Genomic DNA, 14,723 nt, shown 5'->3' with positions numbered 1-14,723 from the left:
AATGCACAACGGGGAAGATCATGACCAGAGCCAAGTTCCTGTCCGCCACCGCCCTGTCGCTGGGCCTGATTGGCGCGACGCTCTCACCTGCCGCCGCGCAGGAAAAGACGGATTTCAAGATCGCATGGTCGATCTACGTCGGCTGGATGCCCTGGGGCTATCTGGAAGACAGCGGCATTATGGACAAATGGGCCGAGAAATACGGCATCGACGTCGAGATCGTGCAGATCAACGACTACGTCGAGTCGATCAATCAATACACCGCCGGTGCCTTCGACGGCGTGTCCGCGACCAACATGGACACGCTGTCGATCCCTGCGGGCAGTGGCATCGACACCACCGCGCTGATCATCGGGGATTATTCCAACGGCAATGACGCGGTGATCGCCAAGGGTGACATGACGCTGGCCGATCTGGCCGGGACCAAGGTGAACCTCGTCGAGCTGTCGGTCTCGCATTACCTTCTGGCGCGGGCGCTCGACAGCGCGGACCTGGCCGAGAGGGACCTTGACGGTGTGGTGAACACCTCTGACGCCGACATGATCGCAGCCTATGCCGCCGATGGCGTGAAAACCGTGGTGACGTGGAATCCGCTGGTGTCCGAGATCACATCGTCGAACCCGGACGCCAAGGTTCTCTTCGACAGCAGCCAGATCCCCGGCGAAATCCTTGACCTGATGGTGGTGAATACACGGACGCTCGCGGACAACCCCGACTTTGGCAAGGCGCTTGTCGGGGCATGGTACGAGGTCATGGGGCTGATGGCGGCGGGCGATGAAGAGGCGCTGACAGCGATGGCCGAAGCCTCGGGAACCGACCTTGCGGGCTACAAGGCACAACTGGCGGCGACCGAGATGTTCTATGAGCCCGCCGCCGCCGTGGCACAGGCGTCCTCAGCCGAATTGCCGGCCACGATGACCGAGATTGCCGAATTCCTCTTTGACAAGGGCATCCTCGGCGAGGGGGCCCCCTCCGCCGATTTCGTCGGCATCGAATACCCGGACGGGACCATCACAGGCTCCGATCAGAACGTCATGTTTCGCTTCGACGCCAGCTATATGCAGCTGGCCGCCGACGGCGCTCTCTGAGGGGCGTGCGCCCCGGGCTTGACCCCGGGGCCACCTTTCGCACCATGCGCTTGATCAACAGAACCCCCGCCCGCCCGCTGGCCGTTCTTCTGGCTGCGTTGCCCTTTGTGCTGGTGCTGATCGCCTATGCGGTCGGCTCCGAAATCCGGCTCTCTGCGAACCCGGCGGACAAGCTCCTGCCGGCCCTCACGACCATTCAGGAAACGGCGGCGCGGCTCTTTACCGAAGGCGATCGCCGATCCGGGGAAATCCTGCTTTGGAAGGATACATGGGCCTCCCTTGCCCGGTTGCTCGGTGGGGTGGCCATTGCGGCGAGCCTGTCGTTGATCATCGGCATGGTTGTTGGCCTGCTGCCGCTGTTCCGGGCAACGCTTTCGGGGTTTGTCGCGGTTGTGTCGATGGTGCCGCCGTTGGCGCTTTTGCCGATCCTCTTCATTGTCTTCGGGCTGGGCGAGACGTCCAAGGTGGTGCTGATCGTCATCGGCATTACACCCTTCATGACGCGCGATCTGGCTCAGCGGGTCTTGGACATCCCGCATGAGCAGATCGTCAAGGCGCAGACGCTCGGGGCTTCCTCTCTGGTGATCGCTCTGCGTGTGGCGCTGCCGCAGGTCTTGCCCCGCCTGATCGCCAACGTGCGGCTGTCGCTTGGCTCCGCATGGCTATTCCTGATCGCGGCAGAGGCGGTGGCGGCGGATGTCGGCCTTGGCTATCGCATCTTTCTGGTGCGCCGGTATCTCGCGATGGACGTCATCCTGACCTACGTTATCTGGATCACCGTGCTGGCCTTTGTGCTCGACTGGTTGCTCAAGCTGCTGTCACGAAAAGCCTTCCCCTGGATGGAGGCCGGGCTATGACCGCTTGCACCAAGGCACCGGTCCGGGAACACTCTGTCGCAGGACGAGGAGGACGTGATGCCAGATCCCGAAACCAACAAGGCCACCGTTACGGCCTTCTACGATCTGATGTTCAATCAGTGCAAACCGCGCGAGGCGATCGAACGCTATGCCGGGGCAGAGTACATCCAGCACAATCCGCATGTGGCCGGCGGCAAGGAGGCCTTTGTCGACTATTTCGAGCGAATGGCGCGGGCGTATCCGGGCAAATCAGTCATCTTCCACCGGGGGATCGCGGAGAGCGACTTTGTCGTTCTGCACTGCGAACAGCGCTGGCCGGGATCGGACGACTACGCGGGGATGGACATCTTCCGGCTCGATGCGCAGGGCCGCGTGGTGGAGCACTGGGATGTATTGCAAGTCCTGCCCGAACGCTCGGCGAACGGCAACGGCATGTTCTGACGATCGCCCGAGGCCGCGTTCCAAACCAAGGAGAGCGGCCATGAGTTTCGTCGAAGTGCGCGATGTCTGGCAGGCCTACGGCGGCCGTTCGATCATCGAACGGGTCAATCTGGACGTGGCAGAGGGCGCGTTCGTGTCGATCGTCGGCGCGTCCGGCTGTGGCAAATCCACCTTCCTGCGCCTCCTGCTTGCCGATGAACGCCCGGTGCGCGGCACGATCACCGTCGATGGCGGCGAGGTGGCCGTCGAACCGGGGCAGGCGCGCGGCGTGGTGTTCCAGCGCTATTCGGTCTTTCCGCATCTGACGGTGCGCGAAAACCTGATTGCCGGGGAGGGGTTTTCCACCGGTTTCGGCTGGCTCACCGGAAAAGCACGACGCGCGGCGGCGGATCGGGCCGATGCCATGCTCGTTCGGATCGGGTTGAACCATGTGGCGGGGCAATACCCCGCAAGCCTGTCGGGCGGGATGCAGCAGCGTCTGGCCATCGGGCAAGCGATGACAGCGCGCCCGCGCGTGCTGCTCCTTGATGAGCCGTTCGGGGCGCTCGATCCTGGAACGCGGCTGCAAATGCACGAATTCCTTCAGGAACTCCGGGCCGAAACTGCCATGACCGTGTTTATGGTCAGCCACGACCTAGAAGAGGCCTTCAAGCTGGGGGACCGCGTTCTGGTGTTCGACAAACCGCGTTGGGATCCGCAGGATCCGGGGCTTTACGGCGCGACGGTCACCTACGATTTCGACGCCCGCGACGGCGGGATGCCGTTTCAGAAAATCCTCGACCGCTACCCCTCGCTGAGTGCGGCGGAGCCCGTTTTGCAGGTCTGAGACCGGGAACACCCACGCGCGCCGCCGGGCCCCGCGCGTGGGACAGCCAAGGCCCGGATCCTATCGCCCCTGACCTGATGATCGGGTGGGGCAACTGATTGGGAGACAGGAATGTTTTCTGAGATATACCGCGCGGAAGCCCGCGCACGTGATCCCCGTGCGCTTCGCGCCCGTCATGCAGATCGAGAGATGCGTCAACACCACCCGGACCTGACCAAGCTTGCGGGCTGGAAAGCCATGCGCAAGGAGGCCGAACTGCCCGAGGGGCGCTGGGCCGAGGAGCGGGCCTGGGCGCTGCGGATGGGCCTGACCGGCGCGGACAGCATCGACGACAAGTCGATCCCGACCTTCGCGCGCGGCGAGCTGCCGCATTACGCCGGGATCAACACCTTCCTCAAGGCGCCCTACACGGAGGACGTTCTGGAGGTGGCGAACTACGATGCCACCGTGCTTGGCATTCCGTTCGACGGCGGCACCACCTACCGCCCCGGCACGCGGTTTGGCCCGCAGGGGGTGCGCAAGATTTCCGCGCTCTACACGCCTTACAATTACGAGATCGGCGTCGACCTGCGTGAGCAGATGACCCTCTGCGATGCGGGTGACGTGTTCACCATTCCCGCCAATATCGAGAAGTCCTTCGATCAGATCAGCCGGGCCGTCAGCCACGTGTTCAGTAGCGGCTCCCTGCCGATCATGATCGGCGGCGACCATTCCATCGGCTTTCCCTGTGTCCGGGGCATCGCGGAATGCACATCGAAGAAGATCGGCATCGTGCACTTCGACCGGCACGCCGACATCCAGGAAAAGGATCTGGACGAGCGGATGCACACCACCCCGTGGTTCCATTCGACCAACCTGCCCAACGTGCCGGCGAAGAACCTTGTGCAGATCGGGATCGGCGGATGGCAGGTCCCGCGTGAGGCGGTGAAGGTCGCGCGCGAACGCGAGACCAACATCATCACCATGGGCGACATGGAGAAGATGGGCATCGACAAGACCATCGAGATGGCGCTGGAACTGGCCTGGGACGGCGTCGATATGGTCTATATGTCCTTCGACATCGATAGCATCGACTGTGGATTTGTTCCCGGCACCGGCTGGCCGGAACCGGGGGGCTTCCTGCCGCGCGAGGCGCTGGCGCTGGCGGCGGGCGTGGCTGCGGAAGGGATCTGCGGCATGGAGCTGGTCGAGGTGTCTCCGCCCTACGACACCAGCGATATCACCGCGCTGATGGGCACTCGGGTGATCGTGGACGTGCTTGGCAGCCTCGTGGCGCATGGCAAGCTTGGCGCACACAAGAAGCACATCGACAAACCGGTCAGCATTCCGCACGGGGCGTTCGAAGGCAAACGCTGGTCCAATCCCGGCCCGCATAAGGTGGGTTGAGACATGCCACACGATCATCATCACCACGCCGATCACGGGCATCATCATCCGCATGATCACAACCATTCGCACGAGGCCGATCATCTGCACAGCCATATGCACGATGCAGATGATGCCGCCGACCTGCAGGTGCTGGCCGCGCAGTTCATCGACGGCTTTGTGCAGGCCAGGGACAAGACCAGCTATCTCAAGCTCGCGGGCGTTCCCTTCGAGCGGCCCGGCAAGGGTGGCGCCAAGGCGCTGAAGCTGGTGGATGTGGAGCTGACCACGGACTGGCAGGTCGGCACGGCCTCGCCCTCCTTCGGCTCCAGAGAGCTGAGTTACCTGCCGTTCCCGGGCGAAATGGTGCGGGAGCGGACCAATATGGGCCTCATCTATGTTTCCATGGACGAGAAATCGACACTGGACCTGCGGGATTTCCTGGCAGGCCGCAAAAAGGAAATCGACACATGACTATTCGTTCCATCGCTGCTGCGCTCAGCCTTCTTGGCACCCCGGCTCTGGCGCACACCGGCGTTCACGTGGTGCCGCATGGCACCAACTGGACGGCGATCCTCGCCGCCGTTGCCGTGATTGCGGTTGCCGGTTTCGTGGCCTTTGGGGCCTCGCGCCGCTGAGCCGGACGCGCTATGTGCCGCGAAAAATCCGCGCGGCGCCAATCATCTCTTCCAGCGCCGCAATGCGGTCGGCGCTGGAGGATCGCGCCTGAATGCCGGCGACAAGCGCCTCGATCAGGAAATTTATGGCGAGCGTGGAGTCCCAGCTTGAGGGCGCTTCGACCATGCTGCGGAAGGTGTGCGCCGCATGGGTCTCGATGGGCGAGCCCCATTGGTCGGTGAACAGCACGATCGTGCCGCCCTGTTCGACCACAAGCCGCGACAGCCGCTCCAACTGTTTTTCGTAGCGGCGAATGTCGAAGATCACCAGGGTCGAGTGTTCGTTCATGTCCAGCAGGGACTGCGGCCAGACGCTCGGTGAAGCGTCGAGCAATGATACGCCGGGCCGGATGATCTGCAGGTGATTGAAGAAATAATTCGCGTTCGAGCGGGTAATGCGGCCGCCGATCAGGTGAATGTTCCGGGTCAGATCCGCGAGCAGGTCCGTGACCGTTTCGAAGTCCTCCACGTCCAACCTGTCGATTGTGGCATTGATGTTGCGCGCTGTCGCCACGGCGAAGCGGCTTATGATGTGATCGCTGCGCCCGCTCAATTCGGCAGGCTCCAGTTTGGCCAGCGGTTGCTTGACCCGCGCCGAGACTTCCTCGCGGATGGCATTCTGAAAGTCGGAAAACCCGTCAAAGCCCAATTTCCGGGCAAGTCGCACCACGGAGGCCGTGGACACTTCCGCGCTCTCGGCCAGACGGGTGATCGACTGCAGGCCGCTCATCAGGGAATCGTCCAGAAGCGTCGCGGCCAGCCTCCGCTCGGCAGCGGTGAGCTGCGTCTGATGATCCTTGAGCATGTCACGAACAAGGGGTGTGCCGACGGGGTCTGCCTGTGTCTTGGTCATTACGCCCACCATCCTCGCTGCTGGAAAAGAAACAATGTTGACATTCCTACTTGCTCTGTATTGATCTTTACACAAGCGAACGAAGGGGACAACAAATGGATGCGCTGGGCTGGCCTTCGGCTGCCATCATGGGTGAATTCGGGGCGGCGCCGGTCGTGCTTGTCTGTGAGCACGCGTCTGCTTTCATTCCGCCTGCCTTGAATGATCTGGGCCTGTCGGATGAGGGTAAACGCTCGCATGCGGCCTGGGACATCGGCGCGCTCGACGTCGCAAAGCGTCTGTCAGCGCGGATGCGGGCGCCGCTTGTGGCGGGGCAGATCTCGCGCCTTGTCTATGATTGCAACCGACCGCTTGAGGCAAAGGACAGCATCCCGGCGCTCAGCGAGGTGTTTGTCGTTCCCGGAAACGACGCGATCAGCGAAGAAGAGCGGACCGCACGGTATGATGCCGTGCATCAGCCCTTTCATGCGGCGGTGTCCGAGGTCATGGATCGCCAGATCGCAGCCTGTGCCGAGCCGGTCACGCTGATCACCATTCACACGTTCACCCCTGTCTATCACGGCAAACCGCGCGCGGTTGAATTAGGCTTCCTGTTCCATGCGGACGGCCGCATGGCCGAAGCTGCCGTCGCGTATGAGGCCGCGCGGGGCGGTTTGAAAGCCGCCGTCAATGCGCCGTATTCAGCCAGCGATGGCGTGACCTATACGCTGCAAAAACATGGGGATGCGCGCGGGCTGCGGTCCGTCATGATCGAAGTGCGCAACGATCTCGTCGACACAGAAGCCAAGGCCGAAGTCATCGCGGATCATTTGGCACAGACCCTGACGCAGGCGCTGGTGCAAAGCGGGGAGGCCGTGGCATGACTGTCCTGCGCCGTTACATCGCCGTGGTCGACCGGATCAACCATGCCATCGGACGGGTTGCCATGTATGGCATCTTTGCCCTGATGGCTGTGCTGCTCTGGTCGTCAGTCTCCAAAGTGTTCTTTTCGCCCTCCATGTGGACGCTCGAAATGGCGCAGTTCATCATGGTGGGCTACTATATCCTTGGCGGGCCGTATTCGATCCAGATGGGTTCCAACGTGCGGATGGACCTGCTCTATGGCGAGTGGTCCCCGCGTCGCAAGGCGGCGGTGGACATCGTCACGGTCTTCTTCCTGATCTTCTATCTTGGCGTTCTGCTCTGGGGCGGGATCGACAGCACCAATTACAGCTTCAAATATGGCGGCGAGCGCAGCCCGACCGCGTGGCGCCCCTACCTCTGGCCGATCAAGGTGACCATGTGCTTCGGCATAACGCTGATGCTGCTTCAGGCGGTGTCTGAATTGTTCAAGGATATCCTGCGACTGCGCGGAGAAGAGGTGCCCGCCCATGTCGTATGAATTCATTGCGATCTTCATGTTCGCCACGATGATGGCGATGCTTTTGACCGGACAGCGGGTCTTTGGTGCCATCGGCTTTGTCGCGGTGATCGCGGCGCTGGCGCTTTGGGGCGACCGGGGGGGCTATGACCTCGCCTTCTCCTCCGCGATCAAGCTGATGAAATGGTATCCGCTGCTGACGCTGCCGATGTTCATCTTCATGGGCTATGTGCTGTCGGAATCGAAGATCGCGGACGATCTGTACAAGATGTTCCACGTCTGGATGGGCGGCCTGCGCGGCGGGCTGGCGATCGGCACCATTGGCTTGATGGTCCTGATTTCCGCCATGAACGGGCTGTCGGTGGCGGGCATGGCCATCGGGGCGACCATCGCCCTGCCGGAATTGCTCAAGCGGAACTACGACAAGAAGATGGTGACCGGGGTCATTCAGGCCGGGTCTTCGCTTGGCATTCTCGTTCCCCCCTCCGTGGTTCTGGTGCTTTATGCCATGATCGCGCGGCAGCCCGTGGGGCAGCTTTGGCTCGCCGGGGTGATCCCGGGGCTGATGATGGCGGCGCTGTTCATCCTCTATATCGTGATCCGGTGCCGTATTTCACCGGAGCTTGGCCCCGCCCTGTCGCCCGAAGAGCGTGACATGCCGATGCGCGAAAAGCTGCGCCTGCTGCGCGCCGGATTGCTGCCTGTCGGCATCTTCGCGGTGATGATGGTGCCCTTCGTGAACGGCTGGACCAGCCTCGTCGAAAGCTCCGCCATTGGCGCGATTGCGGCCTTCCTCGCCGCCGTGGCCAAGGGCCGGATGACGCGGCAGGTTTTCGAGGTAACGCTGCGCAATACGCTTGGCATCACCTGCATGTTCATGTGGATCATCCTCGCGGCCCTGGCCTTTGGCGCGGTGTTCGACGGACTTGGCGCGGTCAAGGCAATCGAGTCGCTGTTTACCGAAAAACTGGGCCTAAGCCCGTGGATGATACTCATCCTGATGCAGCTGAGCTTTATCCTGATGGGTACGTTCCTCGATGATACCGCGATGCTGGTGATCGTTGCGCCGCTCTATGTGCCGCTGGTCGGGGCGCTTGGCTTTGATCTGGTGTGGTATGGTGTGCTTTATACCATCACATGCCAAATTGCGTACATGACACCGCCGTTCGGGTATAACCTCTTCCTGATGAAGGCGATGGCGCCGCCGGAGATCTCGCTGCGCGACATCTATGGCTCCATCGTGCCCTTCGTTCTGGTGATGGTTCTGGCGCTGGCGTTGGTGATGGCCTTCCCGGACATCGCGCTGTGGCTACCCGGTGTGGTCTATGGAAACTGACAACAAACAAGACCCCGCGAAGGGGCAAATGATCCAATCAACAAGGAGACGACAGATGACTTTGACAAGACGCAAGATCCTCGCAGGGGCCGCCGCTGCCCCGGCGCTCGCCGCCCCGACATTGGTCAAGGCGCAAGCGCCGATCAAGTGGCGCTTCCAGACCTACGCGGGCGCTGCGCTGGGCGAACATGTGACCAAGCCGATCATCGATTACATCAACACCGCCGCCAACGGCGAGATGGAAATCGAACTCTACTACGCCGATCAGATCGTCCCCACTGGCGAGCTGTTCCAGGCGCTGCAGCGCGGCACCATCGACGGCGTGCATTCGGACGATGACTCCATGGCGTCGCCCACGCCGCTGCGCACCTTTGGCGGCTACTTCCCCTTTGCCACCAAGACCATCCTCGACGTGCCGGTGCTGTTCAACCAGTACGGCCTCAAGGATATCTGGGAAGAGGAATACGCCAAAGTCGGGGTCAAATGGCTGTCGGCTGCGGGTCAGGATCCGTGCAACTTCAACACCAAGAAAGAGGTCACTTCGCTGGCCGATCTGGATGGTCTGAAGCTCTATACCTTCCCGACCGCTGGCCGGTTCCTGAGCCAGTTCGGCGTTGTTCCGGTGACGATCCCCTACGAGGATGCGGAAGTCGCGGTGCAGACCGGCGAGCTTGATGGCATGGCCTGGTCCGGCATCACCGAGGATTACACCGTCGGCTGGGCGGATGTGACCGATTACTTCCTGACCAACAACATCTCGGGCGCGTGGATCGGGTCCTTCTTCGTCAACGAAGAGCGCTGGGCCGAGCTGCCGGAGCACCTCAAGACGCTGGTCATGGCGGGTATCGAAGCCGGTCACACCTATCGCAACCAGTGGTACTGGGGCGGCGAGGCCCGCCTGCGGGCGCAGGGCGACAAGCTGGCGCTGCGCGAAGTGCCGTCCTCCGAGTGGAAGCAGGTCGAAGAGGCCGCGGTCAAGTTCTGGGACGAGATCGCCGAAGAGGGCGAAGTGCACCAGAAGATCGTCTCGATCTTCCGTGAGTACAACGGCGTGATCAACTCGGCGGGTGCCCCTTACACCTTCTGATGTGACGACATGGCGTGACACAGGCCCTCGCGCGGAGTTGTGCGAGGGCCGATTTTGGCTCCGGGAGACGCGGGACATGACGGATGGCGACGAAGAGCAGGGCGCTGCCTGGCCGCTGCCCAAGTTCTCCTTTCAGGTCTCCATGCCGGGTGTCGGCAACATGCCGTTTCAGGAAGTCACGGGGTTGGAGATCGACGCAGAGGTGCTCGACTACCGGTCCGGGAATTCTGCCGCATTCTCGGCGATCAAGATGCCGGGCGTCACAAGGACCGGCACCGTGGTGATGAAGAACGGTATCTTCGCCAGCAACAACACGTTCTGGTCCTGGTTCAGCCAGATCAGGATGAACACGATCCAGCCCGCGACGGTAACCATTTCGCTGCTGGATGAATCGGGGAAGCCGACGATGGTCTGGAAACTGGCCAACGCCTGGCCGACGAAGATCTCCGGCACGGATTTGAAGTCCGACGGGAATGAAGTGGCGGTTGAAACGATCGAGTTTGCCCACGAAGGGCTGACGATCGCAAACGGCTGAGGAAGGAAATCGGGATGACATTCGAAGAGCTCAAGACGGCGGTGACCGCAGGCGAGATCGACACCGTACTGGCCTGCATCGTGGACATGCAGGGCCGCCTCATGGGCAAGCGGTTCCACGCAGGCCATTTCGTGGCAAGCGCCTGGGAAGAAACCCATTGCTGCAATTATCTGCTGGCCACCGATCTGGAGATGGCGACGCCCGAGGGTTACAAGGCGACCTCCTGGGAAAACGGCTACGGCGATTACATCATGAAGCCGGATCTGGAGACCCTGCGTCCGGTGCCTTGGCTGGAAGGCACGGCGCTGGTTCTGTGCGACGTGCTCGATCATCACAGCCATGAGCCGGTGCCGCATTCCCCGCGCCAGATGCTGAAAAGCCAGGTCGCCAGGCTCAAGGCGTTGGGCTTTGATGCGATGATGGCGACAGAGCTGGAATTTTTCCTTTTCGAGAAGAGCTTTGAGGAAATCCGCAAGGGCGGTTTCCGCGATCTGACCCCGATCAGCGGCTATAACGAAGACTACCATATCTTCCAGACCACCAAGGAAGAGCACGTGATGCGCCCGATCCGCAATCACCTTTGGAACGCGGGCATCCCGGTCGAAAACACCAAGGGCGAGGCGGAGGCCGGTCAGGAAGAGCTCAATATCAAATATGCGCAGGCTCTGGACACGGCGGATTACCACACGATCGCCAAACATGCGGTGAAGGAAATCGCATGGCAGAATGGCCATGCGGCAAGCTTCCTGCCGAAATGGCACCAGGATCGCGTGGGCAGCTCCAGCCACGTGCATCAATCGCTCTGGAAGGAAGGCGCGCCGGCGTTCTTTGATGCCGACGATGCGCTTGGGATGAGCACGCTCATGAAGCACTACGTGGCCGGTCTGCTTAAATACGCGCCTGATTACACCTATTTCCTCGCGCCCTACATAAACAGCTACAAGCGGTTCATGAAGGGCACCTTTGCCCCGACGCGGATCATCTGGTCGGTGGACAACCGCACCGCCGGTTTCCGTTTGTGCGGCAATGGCACCAAGGCGGTTCGGATCGAATGCCGGGTCGGTGGCTCCGACATCAACCCCTATCTGGCCATGGCTTCGATGCTGGCCGCCGGGATTGCCGGGATCGAAGAGGAGCTGACGCTGGAAGAACCGACCGTGGGCGACGTGTACAAGGGGGCGACGGGGATGATCCCGGGCAATCTCGATTCGGCGCGGGCGGCCCTGCAGGAATCGTCGGTGATGCGCGCGGCTTTCGGGCACGAGGTAATCGACCATTACTGTCGCGCCGCCGAAGTCGAACTCGAAGAGTTCGCGCGGGTGGTGACCGACTGGGAAATCGCCCGCGGGTTCGAGCGGGCGTAAGAGATCTGGCGCGCGGGGCGCGGCCCCGCGTGTGCCGGAATATTTTGACCAAGAAAAAACAGAGGCGCGGCCTCTGAGACGTGGAGGTTTGGCGATGAGCCGGACATTGGACTGTATCTCGCCGATCGACGGATCGGTTTACGCATCGCGTGAGGTGATGGCGCTTGACGCGGCCCGCGACAAGATTGCGGACATGCGCACGGCGCAGGCGGCATGGGCCGCGCGCCCGTTGCAGGAACGCATTGACCTGGTGATGGCGGGCGTTGCGGCGGTTGGCGCGATGAATGACGAAATCGTGCCGGAGCTGGCGCATATGATGGGCCGCCCCGTCCGCTTTGGCGGCGAGTTCGGCGGCTTCAACGAGCGTGCAAGCCATATGGCGGCGATTGCCGCCGAGGGTCTGGCCGATCTGCAGGTCGGTGAGGACGAGACCTTCAAACGCTATATCAAGCGGGTGCCGCATGGCGTGGTCTTTGTCGTGGCGCCGTGGAACTATCCCTACATGACGGCGATCAACACGGTTGCCCCGGCGTTGATCGCGGGCAATGTCGTGCTGCTCAAACACGCAACCCAGACCCTGCTCGTGGGCGAGCGGATGGCGGCGGCGTTCCACGCGGCGGGCGTTCCGGCGGAAGTGTTCGACAATATCTTCCTCGACCATGACACGACATCGGCGTTGATTGCCGGCAATGCCTTTGATTTCGTCAACTTCACGGGCTCCGTCGGTGGCGGTCAGCAGATGGAGCGCGCGGCGGCTGGCACATTCACCGGCGTGGCGACAGAGCTTGGCGGCAAGGATCCGGGCTATGTGATGGAGGACGCGGACGTTGATGCGGCGGTCGATACGCTGATTGACGGGGCGATGTTCAACTCGGGCCAGTGCTGCTGTGGGATCGAACGGATCTATGTCCATGAGAGCCTCTTCGACACGTTCCTCGAAAAGGCGCTGGCAGTGGTGCGCGGGTACAAGCTGGGCAATCCTCTGGAGCAAGCGACGACCATCGGCCCGATGGCCAATGTCCGCTTTGCCGCCGAAGTGCGCGCACAGATCGCCGAAGCTGTCGAAGCTGGCGCCACCGCCCATATCGAGACCTTTTCGGAGGACGATGGGGGCGCCTATCTGACGCCGCAGATCCTGACAGGGGTCGACCACACCATGCGGGTGATGCGCGACGAGAGCTTTGGTCCGGTCGTGGGCATCATGCCGGTGAAGGATGACGCCGAAGCGATCGCCCTGATGAACGACAGCGAATTTGGTCTGACGGCGAGCCTTTGGACGGCTGACATCGACCGGGCGCAGCGCGTCGGCGATCAGATCGAAACCGGCACGGTTTTCATGAACCGGGCCGATTACCTTGATCCGGGTCTTTGCTGGACCGGCTGCAAGAACACGGGGCGCGGCGGGGGCCTTTCGCTGATTGGCTACCACAACTTGACGCGTCCAAAATCCTACCATCTCAAGAAGGTGACCAAATGAACCTGACAGGAAACTGGTCTTATCCGACAGCTGTGAAATTCGGGGCGGGGCGCATTGCCGAACTGCCCGGCGCCTGCGCGCAGGCGGGGATCACACGGCCCCTGCTTGTCACGGACAAGGGGCTGGCCGATCTGCCGATCACCGATCAGACGCTGGATATTCTGGAGACGGCCGGATTGGGGCGGGCCTTGTTTGCCGATGTCGATCCGAACCCGAACGAAAAGAATCTCGAAGCCGGTGTCGCCGCCTATCGCGATGGCGGGCATGACGGGGTGATCGCCTTTGGCGGTGGTTCCGGTCTGGATCTCGGAAAAATGGTTGCCTTCATGGCCGGGCAGACGCGGCCGGTCTGGGATTTCGAGGATATCGGCGACTGGTGGAGCCGTGCCGACGCCGATGCGATTGCGCCCATCGTGGCCGTGCCGACAACCGCCGGAACCGGATCGGAAGTGGGGCGCGCCAGCGTCATCACAAACTCCGAAACCCATGTGAAGAAGATCATCTTCCACCCCAAGGTGCTGCCGAGCGTGGTAATCTGTGATCCCGAACTGACGGTCGGGATGCCGAAATTCATCACTGCCGGGACCGGTCTGGATGCTTTTGCCCACTGCGTGGAAGCCTTCAGCAGCCCGTTCTATCACCCGATGAGCCAGGGCATTGCGCTGGAAGGCATGCGGTTGGTGGTCGAGTATCTGCCGCGCGCCTATGCCGACGGGAGCGACCTTGAGGCGCGCGCCCAGATGATGAGCGCGGCGGCCATGGGCGCGACAGCGTTCCAGAAGGGGCTTGGCGCGATCCATGCGCTGTCGCATCCGATCGGAGCCGTCTTCAACACCCATCACGGTACCACCAACGCGGTCTGTATGCCCGCCGTTCTGGAACTGAACGCGCCGAAGATCGCGGATCGGTTTGACCGCGCAGCGTCCTACATTGGGGTGGACGGCGGCTTCGATGGTTTCCGCCGCTTTGTGCAGGACTTCAACGACAGCTTTGCCATTCCGGCGAAACTGTCGGAGATGGGGGCCACGGCCGACCGGATCGACGAGCTGGTGCCGATGGCGCTGGCCGATCCGTCCTGCGGCGGCAATCCGGTTGAGCTGACCGAGGCCAACGTGAAGGCGTTGTTCGAAGCGGTGATCTGATCCGTCGCAAAAAGGCCTCAGGTCAGGAATGGTACGATTTCGCGCAGAAATCGTACCATTTTTTTTATAGTCCACGGTTGGCTTCCGCCCCGTGCAGGTCCGGCGATTAGAGCGGCGCATTGGACCTTTGTTCCGGTCCCCTTGCCGCATCCGCGTCCAGGACGTGGGGGAGACAGAAGACCCCGCGCGCCAGCGGCCCGGCAAGCCCGTTGCCCGCGTCGAGATCACGAATGTCACAGAGGGTTTTCGGCAAGGGCCTGCCCTGCCTTGGGGGATGTGATACACCCGCCGTATCACTGCGCTTCTATCGGGCAA

General features: G+C 62.0%; 16 protein-coding genes. 15 read left to right on the top strand and 1 reads right to left on the bottom strand.

The genetic code is table 11. The features are described 5' to 3' along the window. Positions 1 to 20: 20 nt before the first annotated feature. The 7 genes from ACN2XU_RS10740 (at position 21) to ACN2XU_RS10710 (ending at position 5,215) form a co-directional block, all read left to right on the top strand. On the top strand, positions 21 to 1,088 hold the full coding sequence (locus ACN2XU_RS10740) for a putative urea ABC transporter substrate-binding protein (RefSeq protein ID WP_419410437.1): 1,068 nt from the start codon (positions 21 to 23) through the stop codon (positions 1,086 to 1,088). A gap of 44 nt (positions 1,089 to 1,132) precedes the next feature. Continuing rightward, positions 1,133 to 1,945, top strand: coding sequence for an ABC transporter permease (locus ACN2XU_RS10735; protein WP_419410436.1), 813 nt, complete (start codon positions 1,133 to 1,135; stop codon positions 1,943 to 1,945). 57 nt (positions 1,946 to 2,002) lie between these two features. Then, a complete protein-coding gene (locus ACN2XU_RS10730; RefSeq protein WP_419410435.1) occupies positions 2,003 to 2,386 on the top strand; it encodes a nuclear transport factor 2 family protein in 384 nt (127 codons plus the stop codon). Between the two features lie 40 nt (positions 2,387 to 2,426). After that, the gene (locus ACN2XU_RS10725; RefSeq protein WP_419410434.1) at positions 2,427 to 3,212 is read left to right on the top strand and encodes an ATP-binding cassette domain-containing protein; all 786 of its coding nucleotides are present in this window, start codon (positions 2,427 to 2,429) and stop codon (positions 3,210 to 3,212) included. Between the two features lie 111 nt (positions 3,213 to 3,323). Continuing rightward, positions 3,324 to 4,598 (top strand): agmatinase family protein, encoded by a 1,275-nt coding sequence (locus ACN2XU_RS10720; protein WP_419410433.1) that lies wholly within the window; start codon positions 3,324 to 3,326, stop codon positions 4,596 to 4,598. Between the two features lie 3 nt (positions 4,599 to 4,601). Then, positions 4,602 to 5,051, top strand: a complete 450-nt coding sequence (locus ACN2XU_RS10715) for a hypothetical protein (RefSeq protein WP_419410432.1) — start codon at positions 4,602 to 4,604, stop codon at positions 5,049 to 5,051. Then, complete coding sequence (locus ACN2XU_RS10710; RefSeq protein WP_419410431.1) at positions 5,048 to 5,215, top strand: hypothetical protein; 168 nt, start codon at positions 5,048 to 5,050, stop codon at positions 5,213 to 5,215. The genes ACN2XU_RS10715 and ACN2XU_RS10710 overlap by 4 nt, the downstream gene beginning before the upstream one ends. 10 nt (positions 5,216 to 5,225) lie before the next feature. On the opposite strand, the gene ACN2XU_RS10705 is transcribed toward ACN2XU_RS10710, so the two are convergent. After that, entirely contained in the window at positions 5,226 to 6,107 is an 882-nt protein-coding gene (locus tag ACN2XU_RS10705; RefSeq protein ID WP_419410430.1) for a MurR/RpiR family transcriptional regulator, read from the bottom strand. 95 nt (positions 6,108 to 6,202) lie between these two features. Here ACN2XU_RS10705 and ACN2XU_RS10700 point away from each other — a divergent pair, with 95 nt between their 5' ends. From ACN2XU_RS10700 to ACN2XU_RS10665, 8 genes are all read left to right on the top strand, one after another. After that, the gene (locus ACN2XU_RS10700; RefSeq protein ID WP_419410429.1) at positions 6,203 to 6,970 is read left to right on the top strand and encodes an N-formylglutamate amidohydrolase; all 768 of its coding nucleotides are present in this window, start codon (positions 6,203 to 6,205) and stop codon (positions 6,968 to 6,970) included. Beyond that, on the top strand, positions 6,967 to 7,488 hold the full coding sequence (locus tag ACN2XU_RS10695; protein WP_419410428.1) for a TRAP transporter small permease subunit: 522 nt from the start codon (positions 6,967 to 6,969) through the stop codon (positions 7,486 to 7,488). The genes ACN2XU_RS10700 and ACN2XU_RS10695 overlap by 4 nt, the downstream gene beginning before the upstream one ends. Beyond that, complete coding sequence (locus tag ACN2XU_RS10690) at positions 7,478 to 8,803, top strand: TRAP transporter large permease (protein WP_419410427.1); 1,326 nt, start codon at positions 7,478 to 7,480, stop codon at positions 8,801 to 8,803. Before ACN2XU_RS10695 ends, ACN2XU_RS10690 begins: the two co-directional genes overlap by 11 nt. Positions 8,804 to 8,858: 55 nt before the next feature. Beyond that, complete coding sequence (locus ACN2XU_RS10685; protein ID WP_419410426.1) at positions 8,859 to 9,890, top strand: TRAP transporter substrate-binding protein; 1,032 nt, start codon at positions 8,859 to 8,861, stop codon at positions 9,888 to 9,890. A gap of 76 nt (positions 9,891 to 9,966) precedes the next feature. Further along, the gene (locus ACN2XU_RS10680; protein WP_419410425.1) at positions 9,967 to 10,425 is read left to right on the top strand and encodes a phage tail protein; all 459 of its coding nucleotides are present in this window, start codon (positions 9,967 to 9,969) and stop codon (positions 10,423 to 10,425) included. Positions 10,426 to 10,439: 14 nt separating this feature from the next. Beyond that, positions 10,440 to 11,789 (top strand): glutamine synthetase family protein, encoded by a 1,350-nt coding sequence (locus tag ACN2XU_RS10675; RefSeq protein ID WP_419410424.1) that lies wholly within the window; start codon positions 10,440 to 10,442, stop codon positions 11,787 to 11,789. Between the two features lie 94 nt (positions 11,790 to 11,883). Continuing rightward, positions 11,884 to 13,266, top strand: coding sequence for an aldehyde dehydrogenase family protein (locus tag ACN2XU_RS10670; protein ID WP_419410423.1), 1,383 nt, complete (start codon positions 11,884 to 11,886; stop codon positions 13,264 to 13,266). Continuing rightward, entirely contained in the window at positions 13,263 to 14,408 is a 1,146-nt protein-coding gene (locus tag ACN2XU_RS10665; protein ID WP_419410422.1) for an iron-containing alcohol dehydrogenase, read from the top strand. The genes ACN2XU_RS10670 and ACN2XU_RS10665 overlap by 4 nt, the downstream gene beginning before the upstream one ends. Positions 14,409 to 14,723 lie beyond the last annotated feature (315 nt).

Origin of the sequence: Pacificoceanicola niger (genome assembly GCF_048553275.1) — a bacterium.
In the GTDB taxonomy this organism is placed as follows: domain Bacteria; phylum Pseudomonadota; class Alphaproteobacteria; order Rhodobacterales; family Rhodobacteraceae; genus Pacificoceanicola.
The sequence above is the reverse complement of the archived record's forward strand: the minus strand, read 5'-3'. Positions and strand labels throughout refer to the sequence as shown.

Bases quoted from the DNA above. Each gene is read 5' to 3' on its own strand.
- ACN2XU_RS10675 (WP_419410424.1), top strand. From the start codon at position 10,440: ATGACATTCGAAGAGCTCAAGACGGCGGTGACCGCAGGCGAGATCGAC.
- ACN2XU_RS10725 (WP_419410434.1), top strand. From the start codon at position 2,427: ATGAGTTTCGTCGAAGTGCGCGATGTCTGGCAGGCCTACGGCGGCCGT.
- ACN2XU_RS10730 (WP_419410435.1), top strand. From the start codon at position 2,003: ATGCCAGATCCCGAAACCAACAAGGCCACCGTTACGGCCTTCTACGAT.
- ACN2XU_RS10685 (WP_419410426.1), top strand. From the start codon at position 8,859: ATGACTTTGACAAGACGCAAGATCCTCGCAGGGGCCGCCGCTGCCCCG.
- ACN2XU_RS10705 (WP_419410430.1), bottom strand. From the start codon at position 6,107: ATGACCAAGACACAGGCAGACCCCGTCGGCACACCCCTTGTTCGTGAC.
- ACN2XU_RS10700 (WP_419410429.1), top strand. From the start codon at position 6,203: ATGGATGCGCTGGGCTGGCCTTCGGCTGCCATCATGGGTGAATTCGGG.
- ACN2XU_RS10720 (WP_419410433.1), top strand. From the start codon at position 3,324: ATGTTTTCTGAGATATACCGCGCGGAAGCCCGCGCACGTGATCCCCGT.
- ACN2XU_RS10710 (WP_419410431.1), top strand. From the start codon at position 5,048: ATGACTATTCGTTCCATCGCTGCTGCGCTCAGCCTTCTTGGCACCCCG.
- ACN2XU_RS10670 (WP_419410423.1), top strand. From the start codon at position 11,884: ATGAGCCGGACATTGGACTGTATCTCGCCGATCGACGGATCGGTTTAC.
- ACN2XU_RS10715 (WP_419410432.1), top strand. From the start codon at position 4,602: ATGCCACACGATCATCATCACCACGCCGATCACGGGCATCATCATCCG.
- ACN2XU_RS10735 (WP_419410436.1), top strand. From the start codon at position 1,133: ATGCGCTTGATCAACAGAACCCCCGCCCGCCCGCTGGCCGTTCTTCTG.
- ACN2XU_RS10665 (WP_419410422.1), top strand. From the start codon at position 13,263: ATGAACCTGACAGGAAACTGGTCTTATCCGACAGCTGTGAAATTCGGG.
- ACN2XU_RS10690 (WP_419410427.1), top strand. From the start codon at position 7,478: ATGTCGTATGAATTCATTGCGATCTTCATGTTCGCCACGATGATGGCG.
- ACN2XU_RS10695 (WP_419410428.1), top strand. From the start codon at position 6,967: ATGACTGTCCTGCGCCGTTACATCGCCGTGGTCGACCGGATCAACCAT.
- ACN2XU_RS10740 (WP_419410437.1), top strand. From the start codon at position 21: ATGACCAGAGCCAAGTTCCTGTCCGCCACCGCCCTGTCGCTGGGCCTG.
- ACN2XU_RS10680 (WP_419410425.1), top strand. From the start codon at position 9,967: ATGACGGATGGCGACGAAGAGCAGGGCGCTGCCTGGCCGCTGCCCAAG.